Raw genomic sequence first — 14,789 nt, 5'->3', positions numbered from 1 at the left:
TTATTGAAGCAACAATACAACTTGGTCAGCAGTCGCCATCGTTCTCTTTCAGGTTATTTCGCTGGGATTTATGCATCACTCTGTGCTTATCAAATCTGTCATCAAAATAAGCCTCAATTTATAAAGATGTAAAATCAGGCTTATCCATGATTCGGGTTATATTATGTTACGAGCTGCCACCGCCAAGTACGATGGTCTTTGTTATGCCTAGTGAATAAAGCTCGGTATATTACATCATGATTTGTCTACCACTATAACTTGACGTGACCATAAACAGCCACTTCGTAGTTTACGTTTGATTTCTGGAAATGTTTTCCTCAAATGCTGACCAGATACATCTTTCAATCGCTTCACTCAGTTTGAAACAGCGAATTGGGGGGGTAATCAACAAATGAAGCTGCTTATATTCACTATTCAACTCAGTTTTTAACATTCTGATGTTGGGGAATTATACAATTGGGAAACACCCTACTTTGGAAAGGTGATGAGGTGAAAGCGATGTTTATTCAGCCAAAGAAAATGCTCAGTACATAGAATAGAAATATGGCTTTGGCATTTTTTGTCTATTCTCCTAAAAACACTCATCACAATTTACAAAAAATTCTTATTTGCACATTAGTAGCTCAATCGCAACAAGATGCCTAAAATATTCTTTAATCATTTAATGACCGAATCACAGCTATTTGTCATTAAAAACTTTAAAAGGTTATGGGTTTTAAATTCAAGCTAAAACACACTCTGCTTTGCAAGATACTCACGTGTTCTACGCAACTTTTATCTTTCACGTACCCATTTACACATAACAAGTTTAAAGAACTTGATGAACAGATCAAAATGGATTTTAAGCGCTGCCTTTAGTCTTAAAAGTTCTATTTAGTTGCAAAGTTGTCTATATTTTTGCTTATTTAGTTACAAAATAGTCGGCAGAAAAAGCTATTTTTCATCTGAGCTTATATTGCTAAGGTAGCCAACTGAGGAGATGCTGCACCATAAACAGTATCTAAAAAATATATAGATCAGGATGAGCTATGCAATATACACTACACTTTAAACAGCATCTATTAACTGTTGTAATCATGATGCTCAGCCAAGAAATTTATGCTGAAAATCTCATTGAGTTAGATACGTTATTATTACAAGCGAATACTCAGACGGAAGTGGAAAAACGTCAACAACAGTTTGATCAGCTAGTCGGAGCGCATAATTTTATTCAAGCGAATGACCAACAGCGCTTGCAAAGCAATGCAGATATGTTGAAGTTAGAGGCTGGCGTTTATGCACAAAGTGCAGGCAATGAAGGCGTTAAAATTTCCATTCGCGGATCAGGTATCAATCGGGGTTCTGGGGCTCATGGTTCAGGTACAACTGTGTTATTGGATAATATTGCACTCACAGGACCTGGTGGTACACCGTATGAATTATTAGAGCCTGGTTGGCTATCCTATGTTGAAATCCTTCGTGGTAGTCAAGGTTTTGAACAAGGTGCTTTGGCTTTGGGTGGTGTGATTAATTATGTGAGTCATACGGGTAAGACTCAGCAAAGCCAACAGCTGAGTGTAGCTACAGGTTCACATGGCTATCAAAAATATCAATTGAGTATGGGGCAAGACTTAGGCCCACTAGATTACTATGTTGCGGCCACACATAGCCAAAGTCAGGGTCAACAACAGCACAGTCAAAATAAAGCCACAGGCATCAGTGCCAATTTAGGTTATCAAATTAATGATCAGCTACATACTCGTCTTTATCTACGTGCCCGTGAAACAGCACATCAAACCCCTGGACGTTTAACACAGCAACAAATCCAAAAAGATCCACAACAGGCCAATCCTTATCAGTTAAGTATTGATGCTCAAAGAGTTCAGCCTGGTAGTACGTGGCTTGCTCATCAAACCACATGGCAATTATCACAAGGCGGTATGCTGCAAGCGAGTTTGGCTTATCACGATTATCCTATGGATTTACAAGAGAGCTTATACCGCATACAGGTCGATTATCGTGATCTGACAGGACATTTAAACTGGCAACAACCCTTTACTTGGCAAGAACGTGATCATCTTTTTAAACTTAATTTAAGAACCACCAATCAACATAATTCTGCATTAGGTAAAGAAAGCCTACGCTTTGACACAGCAGATTATGCTGCTGGTACGCTGAGTCGTCGTTATGTGCATCGCGGTCAAGATCATTTACTTAATTTACAGCATGAATTACATGTTCATCCTCAATTTTGGTGGATCACAGGTATTGGCGCTTTATATAGCAAGCGTGACAGCTATGTCACTCAACCATCTACAGATAAAAAATTAAAACAGCAACGTGTAGATTACGCCTATCGTTTAGGTATGCGTTATGACATGAGTGAGCAAACCCAGTGGTATGCCACACTCAGCCGTAGTGTTGAGCCTGCACATGCATGGTCAATGTTATGGGGATCTGATCACTACTTTAGTGAGGGCAATGGCCCTGCCACAGGACGCCAAGAAGCGGCACGCAGACTCAAAACTCAAACTGCACATAGCTTTGAAGTGGGGGGGCATGGTCAATATGCTTTAGGTGAGTGGTCAATCAGCTACTACTATAGCCAATTAGAAAATGAGCTGTTAATGGTGCAATTACAACCTAATCCTCATCCAGTGATTGCTGAATCGAATGCCAGTGCTACCATTCATCAGGGCCTTGAAATTGCGCTAAACACACCGCTTTGGCAAAGTGAAACTGGTGGCTTGGTGAGTTTAAAACAAGCCTATACCTTAAGTGATTTCTATTATCAAAATGATCCATTATTTAAGAATAATCAACTTGCAGGTTTACCACGTCATTATTATCAAGCGCATTTAAAGTATCAGCATCCAAAAGGTTGGTGGCTTGGGTTAAATACAGAATATGCCAGTGCTATACCAATTGACTACGCCAATACCCATCAGACTGATGCTTATCAAATATGGGGTATACAAGCTGCTTGGCCGAGTATTTGGTCTAATGTAGATCTATGGCTTGAAGCAAAAAACCTAACTCAACAAAAATATAGCGCGACGATCACCCCAGGATTTAATGATATGGGGCAAGATCATGCTCGTGCTACACCTGGTGAGGCAAGAGCCATCTATACTGGAATCAATTACCGATTTTAAGCATGAGCATAGCTTTGATACAAAGAATTGACCAAATCAGAGCAGTATTGAACCTTACTGCTCTCAATATCTTACTATTAAAAATAGCCTAAGTAAATTTAACATTTAAAGTCAAAAAACATCAAATAAATTAAAATAAATTAAAATAAAATAAATTAAAATAATTTTTCATCAATAAAAAGGTGAAAAGGAACAACCATAGGCGTACATTACAAACAATTAAACATGAGATGAAATTGTGATCTGGATTTTATTTACGCTTATGGCTGCTTTTATGCAGGCTTGGCGTAACGCTTTTCAAAAACAATTAAGCAGTACAGTAGACGTTTATGGTGTAACACTTGCACGATTCTTATTTGCTGTACCGCTAGCCACAGCCTACTTAATGTGGATGTACTCTACGTATCCTGTTCAGGCAGAGGTGCATTTTAGTTTAAAATTTACTCTATATGTGGTGATCGCAGGTTTAACTCAAATTGCTGCAACTGCTTTGATGGTGCAGTTATTTAAACAAAAAAATTATGCCATTGGGGTGGGTTTAGCTAAAAGTGAAGCCATCTTAGCTGCTATTCTTGCTGTTATTTTTTTAAATGAAGGTTTGAGTGTATATGCATGGTTTGGCGTACTCTTGGGCGGGATTGCTGTATTTCTTTTAAGTAGTGGTCGTAAGCTTAAGGCTCTCTCTTTTTCCACCTTAAGTATTGGCATAGCCAGTGGTTTATGTTTTGCTATTACTTCCCTTTTGGTCAGAGAGGCGAGTTTAGAGCTGACAATGCTGCCATATTTGCATCGTGCAGCTTGGGTATTATTTTGGGTGATTACGTTTCAATGCGTCAGTATGCTTTTGTATTTAGGATTGTTTAGTCGCAAAACTTTATACGCATTATCGCAACGGCTGGGCTTAAGTGTAAAAGTAAGTATCTGTAGCTTTTTGGCTTCTTTAGGCTGGTTTAGTGCAATGAGTCTACAATCTGTAGCGATTGTGAAAACTTTAGGTCAGATTGAGATTTTATTTAGCTTACTCATTTCCATGTTTTTCTTTAAAGAAAAATTAGCGCAACGTGACCATTGGGGATTAATTTTGGTGGTTGTTGCCGCTGTATTGGTGATTTGGGCTTAAAGTAATAAAATACACCCTACTTTAATGTCTTGACTAAAAAGTTAGCTTAAGACACAGCGCGCTATCAAATCAATCATGCAGAGCGCTTAAAAAACCAATCTTTATGATGTTTAACACATGTATGCCAATACTTGCAGATTATGTTAAACACTAAAAAAGGGCTATCAAGCCCTTTTTTATGTCAACATAAGTTGAAGCTCTTGTCGAGTATAACCACGCTCGCGTAATGTGGCATAAATTGCACGCTTTATTTGCGGACATTGGCTATTTTTATGTTTTTGAAATAACAAAGTTTCGCTTTCACTACGTAACACTTGTTTAAGCTGTAATACGTGTGTTGTATTTTGAGGAAAAAAGCGTTTAAAAAACTGACGTATTCGGGGGGACATATAACACTATACTAACTAAGATAAGCTGATCTTATCGAGTTTTAAATCAACTGCATATTCCTTTTTCACGCCATATTGTTGTGTTTGTGTAATATTAATTTCATCGTCTTCGGTGGCGATCTAAAGCTTAAATACAACGCATCATATCTTTTTTTCATCTCAATAAAAAATGAGCTCAAAATTTATGTTGTGAGAATCTGTATTTGTGCACCAAAATAAAAACATCAGATCTAAAATCAATCATATTGCTGCTCATTTAATTTTTCACGTTCAATAAAATAAAGCTATCTAGCTGAAATATATAGATTGTACAAAGTTGGCATAAGTTCTGCATGATGGTATCCAAACTTGTATACAAGATAGGATGCAACAATGGGCAATAATAAAATGATGGGTTGGACAATTTCAGAATGGCATCATGCTTACCAACACCAAGACATTCAACTGGATGACTTATATCAATATGTCAGCCAATTTGATCAAAACGATCCAGCTTGGATTTCAATTGCATCCCGTGAAGTGCTCAGTGCACAAATCAATGCCTTAAATGAAAAAGAGCATGCAAAGCAACTGCCACTTTATGGTATTCCTGTTGCGATTAAAGACAATATTGATGTTGCAGGTTTTGCAACCACGGCTGCATGTAAAGTACTTACACAAGTTAAAGATCAAGATGCTTTTGTGATCTCACGTCTTAAACAAGCGGGTGCCATTATTGTGGGCAAGACCAATCTCGATCAGTTTGCGACAGGCCTGGTTGGCACACGTTCTCCATTTGGTACAGTCACTAATACCTTCAACCCAGACTATGTCAGCGGTGGTTCAAGTTCGGGGTCGGCCAGCGTAGTGGCGCGTGGCTTAGTGCCGATTGCTTTAGGTACCGATACAGCAGGTTCGGGACGTGTACCAGCAGGATTTAATAATATTGTTGGACTTAAGCCAAGCAAAGGACGTTTTTCCAATACAGGATTAATGCCGGCATGTAAAAGTATTGACTGTATTTCCATCTTTGCTTTGACTGCTATAGATGCAGAAATTGTCGGCAATATTATGGAAGGCTACGATACACAGGACAGTTATTCACGTGTAAACCCACAAACAGCTCCTGCAAAATTCAGTCAAAGCTTAAACTTTGCTATTCCGGCCCAGTTAGAATTTTTTGCCGATGAACAATCAAAGACTGCTTATGAAAATGCATTACAACAACTCAAAGCCTTAGGTGCGACATTCACCCCAATTGATTTTTCCGCATTCTCTATTTTGGCAGCACAATTATACCAAGGCTCATGGGTGGCTGAACGTACAGCGGCAGTTACTGATTTATTAAAAACCAACCACCAAGATTTTGATCCAACTGTATTAGAAATCATCCAAAAAGGTCATCAGTATTCTGCAGTGGATGCTTATCAAGCAGAATATCTTAAACAAGATTTGGCGCGTTTTATTCAAATGCAACTTGCTGACTTTGATGCGTTAATTGTTCCAACCTCACCCACAATTCACCGTATTGAAGATATGGTCACGGCGCCGATTGAAAACAATAGCCATTTTGGTACCTATACAAATTTTACCAATTTGGCAGATTTGAGTGCTTTAGCAGTACCAGCGGGTTTTCGTCGCGATGGCTTACCTTTTGGTATTACGTTAATTGCGCCGGCGTGGCATGACACAGCATTACTTGATTTTGCAAAAACATGGCAACAGCATACCAACTTACCCCTAGGTGCATTCAATAAAAAATTACCCCAGCAGGAGCACAGCCAAACGGTCTCGGCACATCATTTTCGAGTTGCTGTGGTCGGAGCACATTTAACCGGAATGCCCCTTAATTTCCAACTGACGACGCGTCATGCTGTGCATGTAGAAACCACACACACTTCGGCAGATTATGCTTTATATGCCTTACCAGGTACGGTACCACCGAAACCAGGTCTAGCACGTGTAGATAAACATCAAGGACAGAAAATTGTTGTAGAACTTTGGGATATTCCAAAGGCACGTTTTGGTGAATTTGTGGCAGAAATTCCAACACCATTGGGTATGGGCAATGTAGAGCTCAGTGATGGACGTTGGGTTAAAGGTTTTATCTGTGAGCCCTATGGACTCAATGGTGCGACAGATATTAGTGCATTGGGTGGATGGCGTGCCTATATCCAACAACTCAATCACACTAAAAACAACGCGGCACTGGCTTAAAAAGTCTCAAAATTTAAACCTATAAAAATTGACAAAAATAAGAGGATGACAATGTTCACTACTGTTTTAATTGCAAACCGAGGCGAAATTGCTGTACGTGCGATCCGTACTTTGAAAAAAATGGGCATTACATCTGTTGCTGTCTATTCAGATACAGACCGCTATGCACAACATGTCTTAGATGCCGATCTTGCGGTGTCATTAGAGGGGATTAAACCCAGCGATACTTATTTAAGTATTGAAAAGCTGATTGCAGCTGCTAAACACACGGGTGCACAAGCGATTTTCCCAGGCTATGGCTTCTTGTCGGAAAGTGCAGATTTTGCCCGTGCTTGTGAAGATAACCAGATTGCCTTTATGGGACCTACAGCGCAACAAATCTTAGAATTTGGTTTAAAACATCGCGCACGTGAACTTGCAGCTGCAGCTGAGGTGCCAATGACACCGGGAACAGGCTTACTGCAAAGTTTAGAAGAGGCATTAGTGGCTGCTGATCAGATTGGTTATCCTATTATGCTCAAAAGTACTGCAGGCGGTGGCGGGATTGGCTTAACACGTTGTGATGATGCACAGGCATTGCATCTTGCTTATGAAAGCGTAAAGCGTATGGGAGAACAATTTTTTAAAGATTCAGGGGTTTTTTTAGAGCGCTTTATTGATCAAGCGCGTCATGTCGAGGTACAGATTTTCGGTGACGGTCAAGGACAAGTGGTCGCACTGGGTGAACGCGATTGTTCATTACAGCGTCGTAACCAAAAAGTTGTAGAGGAGACGCCAGCACCACATTTACCTGAAGCAACCCGACAAAAATTACATCAAGCTGCCGTGCAACTGGGGCAATTGGTCAAATACCGTAGTGCAGGCACCGTTGAATTTATTTATGATGCAGCACGAGATGAGTTTTATTTCTTAGAGGTGAATACTCGATTACAGGTTGAGCATCCTGTCACAGAAATGGTGACGGGCTTAGACCTGATTGAATGTATGTTAAAAGTTGCGGCAGGAGAGACACTTGATTGGGCATTTTTGGCTAATATTCAACCCAAAGGTGTGGCAATTGAAGTACGAATTTACGCTGAAGATCCAGTCAAAAATTTTCAACCCAGCCCCGGGATTTTAACCGATGTGTATTTCCCTAAAAATGTACGCGTTGATACATGGGTTAGTACAGGCACTGAGATTTCTCAATACTTCGATCCAATGATTGCTAAAATTATTGTGCATGCACAGAATCGTGAAGCAGCACTGAGCACATTAAAAACAGCACTGGCCGAAACTCGCCTCAATGGTATTAGTACCAATTTAGATTATGCATTAAGTGTAGTATCAGATTCACGCTTTGAAAATATGCAGATTTGGACACGCATGTTGGATAATTTCAACTATATTCCGAACGTCATCGAGGTCATTCAAGCCGGTACACAAAGCTCAATCCAAGATTATCCAGGCCGTGTAGGATATTGGGATATTGGTGTACCACCGTCAGGTCCTATGGACGACTATGCATTTCAACTGGCGAATAAAATTGTGGGCAACGCACAAACTGCAGCCGGTTTTGAATTTACCTTAGAAGGACCTACGCTTAAATTTCATGCCCAAAGCATTATTGCTTTAACCGGAGCACCATGTTGTGTCAGCCTTGATGGCACGGCTGTAGACTTTTGGCAACCGATTGAGGTGAAGGCTGGGCAAACCTTAAAAGTTGGTCAAGTTGAATCAGGCTGTCGTACCTATTTGGCGGTGCGAGATGGTTTAAATGTTCCCGAATATTTAGGGAGCCGCTCTACTTTTGCTTTGGGTAATTTTGGTGGGCATGCCGGACGCGTTTTGCGTGCCGGTGACATGATCAAGATGGTGAATCCTGAGCTGCCAAGCGACGGCTTACCCTTGGCGATTGCTGAGCCTCAAGCACTTGCACAGGATTTAATTCCAACATATGGCAAAACCTGGGACATTGGGGTGTTATATGGGCCACACGGGGCACCAGACTTCTTTAAAGCTGAATACATCGAATATTTTTTCGCATCAACCTGGAAAGTCCATTTTAACTCTAATCGTCTGGGGATTCGTTTAAGCGGACCTACGCCAAGCTGGGCACGTGAAAATGGCGGAGAAGCAGGTCTACATCCCTCTAATGTACATGATTGTGAGTATGCCATTGGTGCGATTAACTTTACTGGTGATTTTCCAGTGATTTTAGCCAAAGATGGTCCAAGTCTTGGTGGGTTTGTCTGTCCTGTAACCATTGCAAAAGCAGAGTTGTGGAAAATTGGACAACTCAAAGCTGACGATACCCTGCGTTTTTATCCAATGTCGATTGAGCAAGCCAATGCTTTAGAAATCGCGCAAAAGCAACGTATTGAGGATTTTTCTCAGGCTCCTCAAAGCATTAATAGCCAAGATCAAGCTGTTGTTGAAGCACAAAGTATTCTTGCAGTCAAAGCTGCTACAGATCAAGCACCAAAAGCAGTATACCGTCAAGCAGGCGATAGCTATATCTTATTAGAGTATGGTGAAAATGTACTAGATTTAGCTCTACGTTTACGTGTGCATCGTTTAATGCAACTGATTGGTGAAGCCAAACCAGCAGGTATTTTAGAGTTATCGCCTGGTGTGCGCTCATTGCAAATTAAATATGATGGCTTATGCCTCCCTCAAAGGCAGTTAATTGAGTTTTTACTTGGTCTTGAACAACAAATGGGGGATTTAAGTGATCTTAAAATCCCATCTCGTATTATTCATCTGCCTATGGCATTTGAAGATTCAGCAACTTTAGCTGCAGTCACACGTTATCAAGAAAGTGTCTGTGCCGAAGCGCCATGGTTACCTAATAATGTCGACTTTATCCAACGTATCAATGGCCTAGACAATCGCCAACAGGTCAAAGATATTATTTTTGATGCCAACTATCTCATTTTAGGTTTGGGCGATGTGTATTTAACTGCACCTTGTGCCGTACCACTTGATCCTCGCCATCGTCTATTGAGCTCCAAATACAACCCTGCACGTACTTTTACCGCAGAAGGGACCGTGGGTATTGGTGGCATGTACATGTGCATTTATGGTATGGATTCCCCAGGTGGCTATCAATTGATTGGCCGTACGCTACCTATTTGGAATAAATTTAAGAAGAACAAGCAATTTGGTGATCAACAATGGTTTTTAAGATTCTTTGATCAAATTAAATATTATGAAGTCAGTGAAGCTGAATTGGATCAATTTCGTGCCGACTTTGCTCATGGATTAGCTGAAATTAAGATTGAAGAGACTGAGTTTGATTTTGCACAATATCAAGCTTTCTTAATTCAAGAACAAGACAGCATTGCAACGTTTAAAGCACAGCAACAGCGTGCATTTACAACAGAAGTGGCACGTTGGAAAGATCAATTTGATGCTCCTACTGAAATAGAGGTCGTACAAGATCATACCGACTATAGTCAATATGCAGCTTTAAATGCGTCTATGACCGGTAATATTTGGAAAATTTTGGTAGAGTCGGGGCAACGTGTTAAAAAAGGCGAGACCATTGCCATTATTGAAGCGATGAAAATGGAATTACCTGTCTATGCTGATGAAGATGGCATTGTCAAAGCCATTATTTGCCGTGCTGGTCAAACAGTGCAAAGCGGTGAACCATTGGTTTATATGGAGTAAACCATGAGCCTTCTACATTCACCGAAGGCATCAGCACGCAGCTCAGACAATTTGTCTGAGCTGGTGTTTGAAAAAATTAAAAACGATATTTTTGATTTTCAATTGATGCCAGGACAATATTTTACTGAATCTGAAATTGCCCAAATCTATTCTGTAAGCCGAACACCCATACGCCAAGCCTTATACCGTTTACAACAAGAAGGTTATGTGGATGTGCAGTTTAGACGCGGTTGGCAAGTTCGTCCTTTACATTTTAAGAGTTATGAAGAACGTTATGATCTTAGAATTTTATTTGAATGTCATGCCATTGAGCAACTTTGTAAAATACCACAACCTCAATTAAATCAATTGCTTTCTGAACTTACTACAATATGGTGTGTTGAGCCTGAGAATTATATAGATGATCTTAAGCTACTTGCACAGCAAGATGAAGCATTTCATAGTCAGTTGGTCATGTTAGCAGGCAATCAAGAAATGACCAAACTTCATCATGAGTTAAATGAAAAAATTCGTATGATTCGTCGCTTAGATTTCTCTAAAATCCATCGTATTGAAGCGACTTATGCACAACACCAAAATATACTCCGTTTAATTTTGGCAAAAGACCTAAAAGCAAGTATTCAAGCGTTAACTGGACATATTATGCAAAGCCGCAATGAGGTAAAAAAAATTACCCTAGAGATTTTAGCCTTAAGTGCTAATTAAACACTTTTTATGATATTTCATGTGAAGACTCCCTTTAGGGTAAATATGACCTTGTCACAAGCTGCGTGTGTCTAGCTGTCAATTATGCTATAAAGTTGGCTAACTACTTAAATCTGGTTACGAAAATTATAGCTATACTGGGATTCAGTTGGTTCGCTACAAAGGTCATGCATTAAATTAAGTAATATAACATATATTGCAGTATGGCGGCAGTGATCGATAAGATGCTTAGAATTATTTACATTATGGCAATCAAAGATCACAGTAGCTTGACCGTTTAGTAGTGACCATGCTAAACCCAATATACATCTTCCTCAAAGTAGGTTTTAATGACCCATTGAACCAACATTTAACCCATAAGTTGGCTGTCTATAAATGTTAGACGAAAAAGTTGAGGACTCAAATGGTAATCAATGGTGAGATAGATATTATTTAGTCAGTAAATCGAAAATAATAAAATGACTTTATTTCTAGATTCACGCTATTTGATTCAACCCTTATAGGTATTTTTGCTTCTCATTCCTTGAATAAAAAAATTTTCATAGTACATAAGAAGTTATCTAAATGTGTTCGCTTCAACGTGATCATCCTTTTAATTGTCTATTTTTTGGCAATATGAAACATTCTCATAAAATTTGAATCTTAAAAAAGGGTTAATTATATGGTTAATATTAAATCTATTTTCTTTAATAATTATATAAATAACAATAACTTGTTTTATTAATGTGATGCGTCTTACACGCATCATATATAGTGCTTGTTATTTTTATAAAAGTAATTTAGATTGCACATGTGTACCCTGCATTAAAATTGATATGAGTTTAACAGAACAACGTATTCGCCAAGCCAAACCTCGCGAGAAAGCATACTTTATGGCAGATGATGATGGGCTAAGCCTAAAGATCGAACCTAATGGCATCAAATCATGGAGTTACCGTTACTCTATGCCCAACAGTACCAAGCGTCCGCGTGTAAAATTAGGCATTTATCCTGAGATGTCATTAAAGCAAGCCCGTCTTGCACGTGATAATAAAAAAGATGAAGTCTTTAATCAAACCGAAGAAAGCAGCGGCATTCTTAGCTTTGAAAAAATCGCGCTTGAGTGGTTAGACTTTAAAGAAAAGAATGCTCTTAAAGATCGACCACGTTCAGGTGTGCTTGAGTTAGCGCGTAAAGCTTTAATGCAGGATATCTTGCCTTTAATGGGCGATAAAGAATTTGCAAACTTAAAACGTTTTGATTTAGTGCAAGTGATTCGCCATATTGAAAGTCGTGGCGTTAAAGAACCTGTAAAGAAAGCATGTAGTTACCTTAATCAAATTTATGATTATGCAGTCGCCATGGGATACACCGATTACAATCTTGCGATTGGATTACAAAAGGTGATTATTAAGCAACGAGTTAAACAGCACTATCCTTACCTACAAACTGAAGATTTACCTGATTTTTTAAATCGTCTTAAACACAGTCAAGCACATCCAATTGTGAAAAAGGCGTTGTGGTTAAAATTGTATACAGGTGTACGTGGTGCTGAACTTTTATCTGCAGAACCACAACATTTTGATCTAGAAAATAAATTATGGCGTATTCCTGCCATGCATGTTAAACAATTTAGACGTCGTGTCGTACTGGGGATGCAGGTGCCTGATTATTTGGTACCTTTGTCTGATCAAGCCATTGAAGTGATACGTTCGGCGATGGATTGGTCAACAGGTGAAAAATATGTATTTGCAAGCCCACGTCATGCGGGTCAAGCCCTGCATTTTAATACCTTAAATACGCTGATTCGTCGCATGGGCTATAGCAGCGAACAACTCTCTTCACATGGTTTACGTTCTACTTTAAGTACCATTTTAAATGACTCGGGTCTGTTCCAATCAAGTTGGATTGAAGCGCAATTGTCACATACAGATAAAGACCAAACCCGTGGCAGTTATAACCATGCTGAGTATTTAAATCAGCGCCAAGAAATGATGCAATGGTGGGCAGATTATTTGGATCAATGTATGCCTTTAACTATTGAATAATTGAGATGACTGATTGAAGCAGTCCATGGGCATAAGATTGATCTTGTGCCCATTTTTAATTGCATATACGTTTAGGTTTTGCTTTAAACCAGCAGATGCAGTCGTGATAGGATTTTTTATACACCTATTAAAACTGATGATTTAAGCATTCATTGTGCTTGCAGCCAATCTCTTAAGCTAACAAGTGCACTTCTAATCCTTGGATTTAAAGGATAGCCAGCATTTAACCTAATGAAATTAGAGTATTTTTCATCTGAACTAAATACTTCACCAGGTACAATATTGATACCTTGCTGTTGTGCAAATTTGTAGATATCAAGACCATTAATCTTGGTAGGCAGTTGCATCCATAGGCAGTAGCCACCTTGAGGTTGGGTGATTTTTATGTTGATCTCTTTAAAAATCTCAATCATAAAATTTCTGTATTCATCAACTTGTTGAGCCAGCGTAAATCTTAATTTATTTAAATGCTGTCGATAGGCGCGACAATGTATAAAATCTGCTAATCCAAGCTGTAATGGCGTATTGACGAGACTTGATAAAGACAATAAACGGTCTTTAAGATGTTCTTGTTGTGCAGGCAAACATAACCATCCAATCCGATAAGCTGGCGATAATGACTTGGAAATGGAACTACATAAAAACACACGCCCTTGTGTATCCCAATATTGAATAGGTAGGGGCCTTAAGGTGGTATGACCACATTCTGAATAGATATCATCTTCAATGATAAAACATTCATATTGAGCGGCCAGCTGAGCAATTTTTTCTTTATCGCTGTTGCTTAAGCAAAATCCTAGAGGATTATGATAATTGATGGTGAGTAAGCATACTTTTGCCTTTGATGTTGCCATAACGTGTTCTAGGCGCTGTAAATCTATACCGTTATGAGATGCAGGGATTTCTAAAATATTGCGTCCTAAGTTAGCAAGCAATAATTGTTGCCCATTATAATTTGGCGTTGGCACAATAATATTGTCCCCAACTTGTGTTAGGAGCTGAATCACAATAGAAATGGCTGACAAACAGCCGTGCGTGATAAAAATTGAGTTTTCATGGATATAAATACCATCTTCAGCGCAATGACTTGATAATGCTTGACGTAGTTTAAGATGACCTTGTTTATCACTATACAGAAAGTCTTGTGGTGCACTATGTTTTAGCGCGCGTTGGATTGATCTTCTCAAAGTATCAGTTGGGATAAGTTTGGGTGAAAGTTGGATTGCTCCTAAATGTACGCGTGATGGATGAATAGAAGCTTCTTGTATTTCATTTTGCAGTTCTAAATTACTAATCGCTTGTGCGCATGAACTAAAATATGGATGAGTCGGTGGCTCTAGCACGCTATGAATATTTTTAACAAAGTAGCCACTTTTAGGTTTGGCAATAATCAAACCTCTTGCTTCTAATAATTCATAGCAAGCTTTGGCTGTTGTTATACTGACAGCATGATGACCTGCAAAAGACCGTAAAGAGCTCAGCTTATGATGAGGTGGAAGATCTCCTGACACAATACTCTCAGTTAATCGATCCGCTAAATTTTGATAATGAAAAGCCACATCTG

The 14,789-nt window shown here is 39.2% G+C and carries 7 protein-coding genes and 1 pseudogene; 7 read left to right on the top strand and 1 reads right to left on the bottom strand.

The features are described from left to right. The 7 genes and pseudogenes from Q0Z55_RS10230 to Q0Z55_RS10200 form a co-directional block, all read left to right on the top strand. Positions 1-132: pseudogene (locus tag Q0Z55_RS10230) on the top strand (IS982 family transposase); the annotation flags it as partial. 896 nt (positions 133-1,028) lie between these two features. Continuing rightward, positions 1,029-3,134, top strand: coding sequence for a TonB-dependent receptor (locus Q0Z55_RS10225; RefSeq protein ID WP_297428000.1), 2,106 nt, complete (start codon positions 1,029-1,031; stop codon positions 3,132-3,134). Positions 3,135-3,369: 235 nt separating this feature from the next. Beyond that, positions 3,370-4,254: an EamA family transporter gene (locus tag Q0Z55_RS10220; RefSeq protein WP_297428003.1), complete on the top strand. Its 885-nt coding sequence runs from the start codon at positions 3,370-3,372 to the stop codon at positions 4,252-4,254. A gap of 761 nt (positions 4,255-5,015) precedes the next feature. Beyond that, a complete protein-coding gene (atzF, locus tag Q0Z55_RS10215; protein WP_297427997.1) occupies positions 5,016-6,839 on the top strand; it encodes an allophanate hydrolase in 1,824 nt (607 codons plus the stop codon). 51 nt (positions 6,840-6,890) lie between these two features. Continuing rightward, complete coding sequence (gene uca, locus Q0Z55_RS10210) at positions 6,891-10,493, top strand: urea carboxylase (RefSeq protein WP_297427994.1); 3,603 nt, start codon at positions 6,891-6,893, stop codon at positions 10,491-10,493. 3 nt (positions 10,494-10,496) lie between these two features. Then, positions 10,497-11,198, top strand: coding sequence for a GntR family transcriptional regulator (locus Q0Z55_RS10205; RefSeq protein ID WP_297427991.1), 702 nt, complete (start codon positions 10,497-10,499; stop codon positions 11,196-11,198). Between the two features lie 815 nt (positions 11,199-12,013). Next, positions 12,014-13,225 carry a tyrosine-type recombinase/integrase gene (locus Q0Z55_RS10200; protein WP_297427988.1) on the top strand — a complete coding sequence of 404 codons (1,212 nt, stop codon included), beginning with the start codon at positions 12,014-12,016 and terminating at the stop codon, positions 13,223-13,225. Between the two features lie 149 nt (positions 13,226-13,374). Here the strand turns inward: Q0Z55_RS10200 and Q0Z55_RS10195 are convergent, their stop codons facing one another. Further along, positions 13,375-14,784: a PLP-dependent aminotransferase family protein gene (locus Q0Z55_RS10195; protein WP_297427986.1), complete on the bottom strand. Its 1,410-nt coding sequence runs from the start codon at positions 14,782-14,784 to the stop codon at positions 13,375-13,377. Positions 14,785-14,789: the final 5 nt, after the last annotated feature.

The organism is uncultured Acinetobacter sp., assembly GCF_947626835.1.
Classification (GTDB): domain Bacteria; phylum Pseudomonadota; class Gammaproteobacteria; order Pseudomonadales; family Moraxellaceae; genus Acinetobacter.
This window is presented reverse-complemented; position numbering and strand designations above follow the sequence as displayed.

What these genes read in the sequence shown, in the direction of transcription:
- Q0Z55_RS10205 (WP_297427991.1), top strand. Translation starts at nt 10,497, where the DNA reads ATGAGCCTTCTACATTCACCGAAGGCATCAGCACGCAGCTCAGACAAT.
- Q0Z55_RS10200 (WP_297427988.1), top strand. Translation starts at nt 12,014, where the DNA reads ATGAGTTTAACAGAACAACGTATTCGCCAAGCCAAACCTCGCGAGAAA.
- Q0Z55_RS10225 (WP_297428000.1), top strand. Translation starts at nt 1,029, where the DNA reads ATGCAATATACACTACACTTTAAACAGCATCTATTAACTGTTGTAATC.
- atzF (WP_297427997.1), top strand. Translation starts at nt 5,016, where the DNA reads ATGGGCAATAATAAAATGATGGGTTGGACAATTTCAGAATGGCATCAT.
- uca (WP_297427994.1), top strand. Translation starts at nt 6,891, where the DNA reads ATGTTCACTACTGTTTTAATTGCAAACCGAGGCGAAATTGCTGTACGT.